This window comes from Streptomyces sp. x-19 (assembly GCF_046549115.1).
Classification (GTDB): domain Bacteria; phylum Actinomycetota; class Actinomycetes; order Streptomycetales; family Streptomycetaceae; genus Streptomyces; species Streptomyces albulus_C.
The window spans coordinates 868036-879019 of sequence record NZ_JAJPWK010000002.1; the positions used below are offsets into that span (position 1 = coordinate 868036).

Consider the following 10984-nt stretch of genomic DNA (forward strand, 5'->3'; position numbering starts at 1 on the left):
TGTCCGATTGTGATCGAAATGCGACGAATGCCGGTTCGTGTCACGCTGGTCGAGCCCGATCCCCCAACACCCCCACAGGAGTGAACAGCATGGGCATCGAAGACCAGTTCAAGGACAAGGCGCAGCAGCTCAAGGACGAGGCCAAGCGGCGGGCCCAGCAGGGCCAGGAGCGCGGCAAGCAGCAGGGCCAGGAGCGTGGCAAGCAGTCCCAGGAGCGCGGTCAGCAGGCCCGCGAGCGCGGCCAGCAGTCGCTGGACGACGTCGAGGACCGCTACCAGAGCTGACGCCCGGGCGTCCGTCGTGACGGACGCCTGACGTCTTCTTGAACGAGGGTCGTTCGTCCTCGTGGAGAGGCGCATCCGGTGATCCCGGGTGCGCCTCTCCGGCGTGCCGAAGCCGAAGCCGAAGCCGCAGGGGAGGCGCGATCGATGTCGACTTCCCCTGTGATGTGTTCCCGTGCGGCGCGTTCTCGTGCGGCGCGTTCTCAGTGGGCGCCGCGCGGGGGCAGCGGGGGACGCCGGCGGTCAGGGACGTCCGAGAGGTCCGGCGGGTCCGCCGCGGGGTGCCGGTCCAGGAGTTCCAGCGCGGTGCGCACCGCGACGCCGAGCTGCGGGTGCCGGCCCTCCGCCCAGTGCAGCGGCGAGCGCAGCGCCTCGATGTCGACCTCCACGCCGTGGTTCTCCACGCCCCACCCGTAGAGGTGGAACCAGGCCGCGTTCATCGGGACGGTGATCTGGGTGCCGTCGCCGAGCCGGTGCCGGCCGGTCATGCCGACCACCCCGCCCCACGTGCGGGTGCCGACCACCGGCCCGATGCCCTGGAGCTTGAACGCCGCGGTGATCATGTCCCCGTCGGACGAGGTCATTTCGTCGGCGAGGGCGACCACCGGGCCGCGCGGCGCGTTGCTGGTGTACGACACCGGCTCGGCGTCCCGGGTCAGGTCCCAGCCCATGATGGTGCGGGTCAGCTTCTCGATGACCAGCTCGGAGATGTTGCCGCCGGCGTTGCCGCGCACGTCCACGATCAGGGCGGGCATCGCCACCTCCCGCCGCAGGTCGCGGTTGAACTGCGCCCAGCCCGAACCGCCCATGTCGGGGATGTGCAGGTAGCCGCACCGGCCGTCGCTCAACTCCCGTACCACGGCCCGCCGTTTGGCCACCCAGTCCTGGTAGCGCAGCGGCCGCTCGTCGATCAGGGGGACCACCGCGACCCGCCGGGCGTGGCCGTTGCCCGCCGCCTGTGGAGCGAGGGGGGCCGCAGGGTCCTCGCCCGGCGGGGGCTGGGCGGCGGGCGGGGAGAAGGTCAGTTCCACGGTCGTCCCGCCCGCCGCGGCCAGCAGCGGGTACGGGCCGGTCACCGGGTCCACCGGGCGTCCGTCGACGTGGGTCAGCGCACTGCCGTCGCGGACGCCCGTGCCGGCCAGCGGTGAACGGGCCTTGGAGTCCGAGGACTCACCGGGCAGGATCCGCTTGACCACCCAACGCCCGTCCCGGCGCACGAAGTTGGCGCCGAGCAGGCCGATCGGGCGCTGGTAGTGCGGCGGCCCCTCGTTGCGCCGGGCGCCGCTGACGTAGGCGTGCGAGGTGCCCAGTTCGCCCAGCACCTCGCGCAGCAGGTCGGCGAACTCGTCGGGGCTGGCGACCCGTTCCAGCAGCGGCCGGTACTGCGCCAGCACGTCCTCCCAGTCGATGCCGCACAGCTTGGGGTCCCAGAAGTACGCCCGGACGATCCGGCCCGCCTCGTCGAACGCCTGCCGCCACTCCGCCTCCGGGTCCACGTCGTGCAGGATGCGCCGCAGGTCCAGGTAGACCGTGGAGTCGCTGTCCGCCGGTTCGGTGGCGGGCACCGCGCGCAGCTCGCCCTCGTCGTTGACGACCAGCCGGGTGCCGTCGCCGCTGAGCGCGAACCCGTCCAGGGAGCTGGTGAGTTCGGTGCGCCGGGCCTTGGTCAGGTCGAAGTGCTCCAGGGTGGGCCGGCCGGAGGTGTCGGCCGGGTTGGCGAAGGTCTCGCCCAGCGCACCGGAGATCGGCCAGCGCAGCCACACCAGGCCGCCGCCGCTGACCGGTTTCAACGCGGAGTACTTGGACGCGGAGACCGGGAACGGCGTGACGCGGTTCGCCAGCCCCTCCACCTCCACCAGCACCGGACCCTCGCCGGGCGGGGGGCTCTCGTCCGGATCCAGCCCGCCGGCCGCCGGCCGTCCCTCAGGGGACAGCGCGAACGGGGACGGCGTCGCCGACGACAGCGGCACCAGGTAGGGGCGGCACCCCAACGGGAACGACAGGTCGCCGGTGTGCACGTCGTAGACCGGGTCGAAACCGCGCCAGGACAGGAAGGCGAGGTACCGGCCGTCCCGGGTGAACACCGGCTGCTCGTCCTCGAAGCGGCCGTTGGTGACGTCCACGACGTGCCGGTCCGACAGCCGGGCCATCTTGATCATCCGCAGGCTGCGGCCGATGCCCGGGTGCGACCAGGTGAGCCACCGCGAATCCGGCGAGAAGGCCAGGTCGCGCACCGGGCCGTTGCCGGACCGGGCCACCTCGGTGACCTCCTGGACCGGCCCGCCGTCCGCCGGCCCGGCCTCCTCCGGCGCGCCGGTCTCCACCAGCAGCAGCCGCCCGTCGTGGGTCGCCACCGCCAGCCGCTCACCGTCCGGCGCCGAGACCAGCTCGTGCACCCGGCCCAGGGCCCCGGCCGCCAGCCGGCGCGGGGTGCCCGGGCCACTGGCCCGCGGCAGGTTGGTGACCTCGACGGCGTCCTCGCCCTCGGCGTCCGTCACGTACGCGATCCGCCCGGTGGCGCCCAACATCACCGGCAGCCGCACCCGCACGCCCGGGACGTCGTGGATGGTGCGGGCCGGGCCGTCGCGGTGGGTGAGCCAGTACAGGCTGCCGCGGACCCCGACCGCGCTGGCCCGTCCGGTGGCGTCCACCGCCAGGCCGGTGACGTGCGAGGCGGCCGGCACCTGGTAGCTGCGGCGGCCGGCCCGCGGCCCGCCCAGCCGCACCGCGAGCTTCCGCGGCACCGCGTCCGGCGACAGGTCGTCGATCAACCACAGGTCGCCGGCGCACTGGTAGACGATCCGGGAACCGTCGGTCGAGGCGTGCCGGGCGTAGAAGTCGGGGTGGTCGCTGTGCCGGCGCAGGTCGGTGCCGTCCGGCAGGCAGGAGTAGACGTTGCCGACGCCCTCGTGGTCGGAGAGGAAGGCGATCCGGCCGGCGGTGAACATCACCGCGTCCAGATGCCCTTGCAGGTCCGGCAACAGCCGGGTGCCGTGCAGCCACATCCGGCCCATCGCCCCGCCCCGGTAGCGCTTCCAGGACGCCGGCTCGTGCGGCGGCTTGCCGCTGAGCAGCAGGGTCCGCCGCTCCCCGGCGAGGTCGGCCAGCGCGATGTCGGCGACCGGCCCCCAGGGCAACTGGCCGCCGGGACTGCCGTCGGTGGGCAGGCAGTAGGCCCACGAGTAGTACGAGAACGGCTGGCCGTGCGAGGACACCGCGAGGATCTGCGCCTGCCCGTCGTGGTCCGGCGGCGTCCAGCCGCAGACCCGGGCGTCGGTGCTGCCCCAGTACGTCAATCGGCGGGCCGGCCCGCCGGCCACCGGCACCAGGTGGATCTCCGGGTCCAGGCTGCGCCAGGTGGTGAAGGCGATCTGCGTGCCGTCGGGCGAGAACCGCGGGTGCCCGACCCGGGTCCGGTCCACGGTCAGCCGCCAGGCCCGGCCCGGCTCCGCCCCGTCCGGCGCGAGCGGCGCCAGCCACAGGTCGTCCTCGGCGGCGAAGCAGAGCAGGTCGCCGTGGAGGTGGGGGTACCGCAGGTACGAGCCGGGCGGCCGGTCCGGCCCCTGCGGCACGCGCCGCAGCCGCCCGCGTGCTCCGGCGCCCTCCACAGTCCCCGGGTCGTTGGTGACCGCGGCGGGGTCCGCGCGGTCCGCGTCGTCCGGCCCCGGGAGCGGCCCGGTGGCCTCGGGTGCATCGCTCACCCCACCCATGGTTTCGGCGCCGCGGGCGGGCGGCAAGTCGGCCTGCCCGGACGGCCCGCCCGGCCGGCGCGTTTCGGCCGCGCCCCACGTGCCGCGCCCCGTGCCCGGGAACGGGAAACCCTCACCCCCGGCCGGTGACGAACGGCAGCGTCGCGTACCGCCGCACGTAGTGGCCGTCGGCGAAGGTGCCGCCGGCCGGGTCCACCGCGAAGTCGGGGAAACGGGCCAGCAGTTCCGCCAGCGCGACCCGCGCCACCAGCCGGGCCGCGGCGGCACCCAGGCAGTGGTGCGGGCCGTGGGTGAAGGCGAGGTGCTGCGGCCCGTCGCGGGTCAGGTCCAGCCGGTCGGCGTCCGGGCCGAACGCGCGCGGGTCGCGGTTGGCGGCGCCGTACAGCAGCAGCACCTTGCGGCCGGCCGGGACGGTGCGGCCGTGCAGGATGGTGTCGGCGGTGACGGTGCGGGCCAGGCACTGCACCGGGGAGGTCAGCCGGAGCAGCTCCTCGACGGCCGCCGGCAGCCGGGCGGGGGCGTCGAGCAGGGCGCGGCGCCGGTCCGGGTCGGCGGTCAGCAGCTCCGCGGCGCCGCCCAGCAGGCCGGTGGTGGTGTCGTTGCCGCCGGCGACCATGGTGAACGCGAAGCCGAGGATCCGCAGCAGCGCGGTGTCGTCGTCCGGCAGTAGCCGCACCAGGTCGGAGACGGTGTCGTCGGCCGGTTCGGCGCGCCGCCGCGCGACCAGCTCCGTGAAGTAGCCGAACAACCCGCCCACCGCCTCGACCGCGGCCAGCGGGTCGCCCAGCGCGTTGGCCTCCACGATGGCGTGCGTCCAGCCGTCGAAGCGGCCCCGGTCCGCCTCCGGCACGCCGAGGTAGCGGCCGACGACGAAGCTGGGCAGCGGCTTGAACAGCTCCGCGACGATGTCGCAGCCGGCGCCGAGCCCGGCGATCCGGTCCAGCCGGTCCCGGACGAAGGCGCGCACGTCCGGCTCGATGGCGGCCACCCGGCGCGGGGTGTAGCCGCGGGTGATCAGCCGCCGGAAGTCGGTGTGTTCGGGCGGGTCCAGCATCACCATTGGGGCGGCGTCGGTGATGCCGAGCCGCTCCCGCTCGCCGTAGGTGAAGGTCAGGCCGCCGGCGGAGGAGAACCGCTCGGTGTCGCGGGCGGCGGCGAGCACGTCCGCGTAGCGGGACAGCACCCAGTAGTCGCCGTCGTCGACGTGGTGCAGCGGATCGCGGTCCCGCAGGGCCGCGTACATGTCCCACGGGGCGCGCCAGCCCTCTCCGGCGCAGGGCGTGAACGCGGCGGGACCGGAGACGGGGGCCTGGGGTGCTTCCTGGGCAGCCATGGCCGGGAGGGTGCGGGAGCGGGGCGCAAGAGTCAATGGCGGTGCGGGCGGACGGGGCGCGCGGCGCCGGTCGGACCGTCCCGCATCGCGGGCGCTCTTGCAACTTAGTTGCAGGACCCACATCATCGTCGGGTTGCGGAGCCAGAAGCGAAAGAAGCCTGAAGATGCACGTACCCGACGGATTCATCAACGCGCCGGTGTCGGCGGCGGCCGGTGTGGTCGCCGCCGCCGCGGTGGCGGTCAGCCTGCGCGGCGCCCGGCGCGAACTGGCGGGTGCCGGAACGGGCGGCGGCACCGGCGCGGACCGCACCGCGCCGCTCGCCGGCCTGGTCGCGGCGTTCATCTTCGCCGTGCAGATGCTGAACTTCCCGGTCGCCGCCGGCACCAGCGGGCACCTGCTGGGCGGCGCCCTCGCGGCGATCCTCGTCGGCCCGTACACCGGCGTGCTGTGCGTGTCCGTGGTGCTGCTGATGCAGGGCGTGCTGTTCGCCGACGGTGGGCTGACCGCGCTCGGCATCAACATCTCCGACATGGCGCTGACCACCACCGTCGTCGCCTACGGCGTCTTCCGGCTGCTGGTGAAGGTGCTGCCGCGCAGCCGCCGTTCGATCACCGTCGCCTCGTTCGCCGCCGCCCTGCTCTCCGTGCCCGCCGCCGCGGTCTGCTTCACCGCCCTCTACGCCCTGGGCGGCACCACCGACGTGCCGATCGGCAAGGTCTTCACCGCCATGGTCGGGGTGCACGTGCTGATCGGCATCGGCGAAGCCGTGATCACCGCCCTCACCGTCGGCGCCGTGATCGCGGTCCGCCCCGACCTCGTCCACGGCGCCCGCGACCTGGCCCGCCCGCTCCAACTGCGCACCTCCCCGCTGGCCGGCACCGCCCCGGCCGCCGCGCCCGACCAGACGGCCGACGAGCCGACGCCGGCCCCGATCCCGACCCCCGCGCCCGCCGCCCCCCGCCGCTCGACCCGCCCGCTGTGGCTGGCCGGCCTCGCCGCCGCCCTGCTGTGCGCCGGCGGCCTCAGCTACTACGCCTCCAGCAGCCCCGACGGCCTGGAGAAGGTCGCCCACGACAAGGGCCTGGACACCAAGACCGAAGCGCACGCCACGGCCGACTCCCCGCTCGCCGACTACAGCGTCAAGGACATCGCCAATCCTCGGCTGGCCGGCGGCCTCGCCGGCGTCATCGGCGTCGCCGCGACGCTCGCCGTCGGCACCGGCGTCTTCGTCGTGCTGCGCCGCCGCAAGGCCGCCGCCGACGCCGCCCCGGCCGTCGACGCCCCCGCCCCCGCAGAGCAGGGCTGACATGGGCGCAGGCCACGCCCACAAGCTGTACCGGGACGGCGCCTCCCCGGTCCACGCCCTCCCGGCGCACTGCAAGATCGCCGCGGTCTTCTCCTTCGTCCTGGTCGTCGTCGCCACCCCGCGCACCGCCGTCTGGGCCTTCGCGCTCCACGCGGTGCTGCTGGCGGCGGTCGCCGCGGCCGCCCGCGTCCCGGCCGGCTTCCTGCTCAAACGGCTGCTGATCGAGGTGCCGTTCGTGGCGTTCGCGGTGCTGATGCCGTTCGTCGCCCAGGGCCCGCGCACCCATGTCCTCGGACTGGACCTCAGCGTGGGCGGCCTGTGGGGCGCCTGGAACATCCTCGCCAAGGGCACGCTCGGCGTCGCCGCCTCCGTCCTCCTGGCCGCCACCACCGAACTGCGGCAACTGCTGCTGGGCCTGGAACGGCTGAAGATGCCGCCGCTGCTGGTCCAGATCGCCGCCTTCATGATCCGCTACGGCGACGTGATCACCGACGAGATGCGGCGGATGCGGATCGCCCGGCTCTCCCGCGGCTTCGAAGCGCGCGGCGTGCGCCACTGGGGCGTGCTCGCCACATCCGCCGGCGCCCTGTTCATCCGCTCCTACGAGCGCGGCGAACGCGTCCACCTCGCCATGGTCAGCCGCGGCTACACCGGCACCATGCCCGTCCTCGACCGGACCACCGCCACCCGCACCCAATGGACCCGCGCGGCCGCCCTCCCGCTCGCCGCACTGGCCGTCTGCCTCCTGGGATGGACCCTGTGAGTACCACCGCCCCCGCCCCCTCGCTCGCCGTCGCCGGCCTCGCCTACGCCTACCCCGACGGCCACCAGGCCCTGTTCGGCGTCGACCTGACCCTCCAGCGCGGCGAACGGGTCGCCCTGCTCGGCCCCAACGGCGCCGGCAAGACCACCCTCGTGCTGCACCTCAACGGCATCCTCGAAGCCGGCGCGGGCTCCGTCACCGTCGCCGGCCTGCCGGTCGCCAAAGCGCACCTCGCCGAGATCCGCCGCCGGGTCGGCATCGTCTTCCAGGACCCCGACGACCAACTGTTCATGCCGACCGTCCGGGAGGACGTGGCCTTCGGCCCGGCCGCCGCCGGCCTGCGCGGCGCCGCACTCGACGCCCGCGTCACCGAGGCGCTCGACCGGGTCGGCATGACCGCCTTCGCCGACCGCCCGCCGCACCACCTCTCCTTCGGCCAGCGCCGCCGGGTCGCCGTCGCCACCGTCCTCGCCATGCGCCCCGAGATCCTCGTCCTGGACGAGCCGTCCTCCAACCTCGACCCGGCCTCCCGCCGCGAACTCGCCGACATCCTGCGCTCGTTGGACGTCACCGTCCTGATGGTCACCCACGACCTGCCGTACGCCCTGGAGCTGTGCCCGCGGTCCGTGGTGCTCTCCGACGGGGTGATCGTCGCCGACGGCACCACCCAGGAACTGCTCTGCGACGAGGAGCTGATGCGCGGCCACCGCCTGGAACTGCCGTTCGGCTTCGACCCGCGCTCGGTGACCCTCCCCGGCTGACCGCCCCGCCCCACGGACGGATGTGAGGAAGACCACGGCCCCGGGCCCTGGCGGCGCCCCTGGTCATGAGCATGGATCCCGACGTTGCACCATTGATGGGTCACCGAAGCGACGGAAAAAGCGGGAAGCGGGATTCAGGGTGGACGTCCAGGGCACGGTCGAGGACGGCTTCGAGCCGGTCCGGGACGCCTTCGCAGCCAACTTCGCCGAGCGCGGCGAGCGCGGAGCGGCGGTGGCCGTCTACCGGGACGGCCGCAAGGTCGTCGACCTCTGGGGCGGCACCAAGGACGGCGACGCCGAGCCGGGCGACGCCACGGCCGCCCCCTGGGAGCCCGGCACCGCCCAGATCGTCCGCTCCGCCACCAAGGGCATCGCCGCCACCGTCCCGCTCCTGCTGCACCAGCGCGGCCAGCTCGACCTGGACGCCCCCGTCGGCACCTACTGGCCCGAGTTCAAGGCCGCCGGCAAGGACCGCGTCCTGGTCCGCCACCTCCTCGCGCACCGCGCCGGCGTCCCCGCCCTGGACACCCCGCTCACCCCCGCCCAGGCCATCGACGGCGTCAGCGGCCCGGCCGCGGTCGCCGCCCAGGCCCCCGCCTGGACGCCCGGCACCGACCACGGCTACCACGCCCAGACCTACAGCTGGCTGCTGGGCGAACTCGTCCTGCGGGTCACCGGCCGCACCCTCGGCACCTGGGTCGCAGACGAGATATCCCGGCCGCTCGGCCTCGACCTGTGGATCGGCCTGCCCGACGAGGCCCGCCCCCGCGTCGGCCGCCTCACCCGCGTCGAGGCCCCGCCCCGCCCCGCCTCCGCCGGCCTGCGGGCCCGCCCCAAGAAGTCCGTCGCCGACGCGTACGCCGACCCGACCTCCCTCACCAGCCGCGCCTTCGCCGCGATCTCCCCGGCCCCCGACGAGAACGCCGACGCCTACCGCGCCGCCGAACTCCCCGCCTCCGCCGGCATCGCCACCGCCCCCGCGCTGGCCCGCGCCTACGCCGCACTGATCGGCCCCGTCGACGACCACCCCCGGCTCTTCGCCCCGGCCACCCTCACCCTCGCCCGCACCGAGGAGTCCGCCGGCCCCGACCGCACCCTCCTCGTCACCACCCGCTTCGGCCTCGGCTTCATGCTGCACGGCCCGTCCTCCCCGCTGCTCGGCCCCGGCTCGTTCGGCCACCCCGGCCGCGGCGGCGCACTGGCCTTCGCCGACCCGGAGCGCGGGATCGCCTTCGGCTACGTCACCAACGGCATGCAGCCGAACGTGACCGCGGACCCGCGGGCGCAGGCGTTGGTCAAGGCCGTTGCCGTTGCCGCCGTGGGCGGCTGATTTTTCCCACGTTGTTGGGTTTCCCGCCGTGGGCGTTCTGTTTTTCGCCTTCGGCGGGTGGGGTGTTGTGGGGCGGTGCCCCTTGTTGTGGGTGGTGCCGGGCCCGGGGGCTGCGGGGCGTGTTGTCGGACTGCTGCGCTTTACGTCCGACAACACGCCCCTCCGCCCCCGGACCCTCCCGTGCGTGGCGGGGCGCGCCCCGGTGGGGGTGAGGGGGAAAGCCCTGGGGCGTCCCGTGCGGGGAAGGGCCCTGTCCCGGTGGGGTGGATGTGGGGGGAGCTGCTGTCAGGTGCCGTGGAGGGCCTGGCGGAGTTCGGTGTTGGCGACCAGGATGCCGCCGTCCACGGGGAGGGTGACGCCGGTGACCCAGGAGGCGTCGGGGGAGGCGAGGTAGGCGACGGCGGCGGCGATGTCCTCGGGGCGGCCGACGCGGCCCAACGGGTAGACGGCCGCCGCCCGTTCGAGGTGGTCCTCGCGGCCGGCCCAGTTGGGGGTGTGGATGGTGCCCGGCGCGACGAGGTTGACGCGGACGCCGCGGGGCGCGGCGTGGCCGGAGAGGGTGCGGGTCAGGCTGGCCAGACCCGCCTTGGCGGCGCTGTAGGCGTGGTTGCCGAAGTCCTGGATGCCGTTGACCGAGCCGATGTTGACGATCGAGCCGCGGCCACCGGCGGCGGCCAGGTGCGGCAGCGCGGCCCGGGCGCAGCGCATCGCGCCGGTCAGGGTGGCGTCGAGGTCGGCGGCCCAGTCGTCGTCCGGGGTGTCCTCGAAGCGGGGTGCGTCGGGGTGGCAGCCGAAGGCATTGTTGACGAGGGTGTCCAGGCCGCCGAAGCGCTCCACCGCCTGTGCGACGGCCGCCTCCACCGCGGCCCGGTCCCCGACGTCGCAGGCCCGCGCCTCCGCGGCCCCGCCGTCCGCCCGGATCGCCTGTGCGGCCTCCTCGGCACGCGCCCCGTCCAGGTCGGTGACCAACACCCGGGCCCCCTCGTCGGCCAACCGCCGCGCCGTGGCCGCACCGATGCCCCGCCCGGCCCCCGTGATCAGTACCCGGTACCCCTCGAATCGCCTCATGGACGGTTATCTACCCGCGCCCCAGGCTTTCTCCGCCACTCCCTGATTTTCTCCGCCCCCTGGTTTTCCCTGCCCCCTGGTTTTCTCTGCCCCCGGTTTCTCTTCTTCAACTCCCCACCGGAGCAAGGCCCTTCCCCGCACGGGACGCCCCAGGTCTCTCTCCCCCACCCCCACCGGGGCGCGCCCCGCCACGCACGGGAGGGTCCGGGGGCTGCGGGGCGGGGGGGGGGGGGGCCCCACCCCCCCCCCACCCCCCCCCCCCCCCCCCCCCCCCCCCCCCCCCCCCCCCGGCGGGGGGGGCCGGGGGGGGGGGGCCCCCCCCCCGGGGGGGGGGGCCCCCGGGGGCCGGCCCGGGCCCCCCGCTCCCCGCCGACGCGAACGCCCTCAGCCCTCCTTGGCGAGGGCCGGGACGAAGCGGGCCGCGTCGATCG

At 75.1% G+C, this 10984-nt stretch carries 8 protein-coding genes; 5 read left to right on the top strand and 3 right to left on the bottom strand.

Going from position 1 to position 10984, the window contains the following annotated elements; genetic code table 11:
• Positions 1 to 89: 89 nt before the first annotated feature.
• Positions 90 to 284 (top strand): hypothetical protein, encoded by a 195-nt coding sequence (locus ACLJT4_RS08545; RefSeq protein ID WP_411121667.1) that lies wholly within the window; start codon positions 90 to 92, stop codon positions 282 to 284.
• A gap of 200 nt (positions 285 to 484) precedes the next feature.
• On the opposite strand, the gene ACLJT4_RS08550 is transcribed toward ACLJT4_RS08545, so the two are convergent.
• On the bottom strand, positions 485 to 3853 hold the full coding sequence (locus ACLJT4_RS08550; protein WP_411121708.1) for a S41 family peptidase: 3369 nt from the start codon (positions 3851 to 3853) through the stop codon (positions 485 to 487).
• A gap of 250 nt (positions 3854 to 4103) precedes the next feature.
• Positions 4104 to 5324 (bottom strand): cytochrome P450, encoded by a 1221-nt coding sequence (locus ACLJT4_RS08555; RefSeq protein WP_411121668.1) that lies wholly within the window; start codon positions 5322 to 5324, stop codon positions 4104 to 4106.
• 164 nt (positions 5325 to 5488) lie between these two features.
• On the opposite strand from ACLJT4_RS08555, the gene ACLJT4_RS08560 reads away from it, so the two are divergent.
• The 4 genes from ACLJT4_RS08560 to ACLJT4_RS08575 all read left to right on the top strand — a co-directional run bounded on the left by ACLJT4_RS08560 (position 5489) and on the right by ACLJT4_RS08575 (position 9485).
• A complete protein-coding gene (locus ACLJT4_RS08560; RefSeq protein ID WP_411121669.1) occupies positions 5489 to 6631 on the top strand; it encodes an energy-coupling factor ABC transporter permease in 1143 nt (380 codons plus the stop codon).
• Position 6632: 1 nt separating this feature from the next.
• Entirely contained in the window at positions 6633 to 7394 is a 762-nt protein-coding gene (cbiQ, locus tag ACLJT4_RS08565; protein ID WP_016573287.1) for a cobalt ECF transporter T component CbiQ, read from the top strand.
• Positions 7382 to 8155 carry an energy-coupling factor ABC transporter ATP-binding protein gene (locus tag ACLJT4_RS08570; RefSeq protein WP_038519935.1) on the top strand — a complete coding sequence of 258 codons (774 nt, stop codon included), beginning with the start codon at positions 7382 to 7384 and terminating at the stop codon, positions 8153 to 8155. The genes cbiQ and ACLJT4_RS08570 overlap by 13 nt, the downstream gene beginning before the upstream one ends.
• 139 nt (positions 8156 to 8294) lie before the next feature.
• Complete coding sequence (locus ACLJT4_RS08575; protein WP_411121670.1) at positions 8295 to 9485, top strand: serine hydrolase domain-containing protein; 1191 nt, start codon at positions 8295 to 8297, stop codon at positions 9483 to 9485.
• 285 nt (positions 9486 to 9770) lie between these two features.
• Here ACLJT4_RS08575 and ACLJT4_RS08580 read toward each other — a convergent pair whose 3' ends face one another.
• Positions 9771 to 10553 carry an SDR family NAD(P)-dependent oxidoreductase gene (locus tag ACLJT4_RS08580; protein WP_020930724.1) on the bottom strand — a complete coding sequence of 261 codons (783 nt, stop codon included), beginning with the start codon at positions 10551 to 10553 and terminating at the stop codon, positions 9771 to 9773.
• Positions 10554 to 10984: the final 431 nt, after the last annotated feature.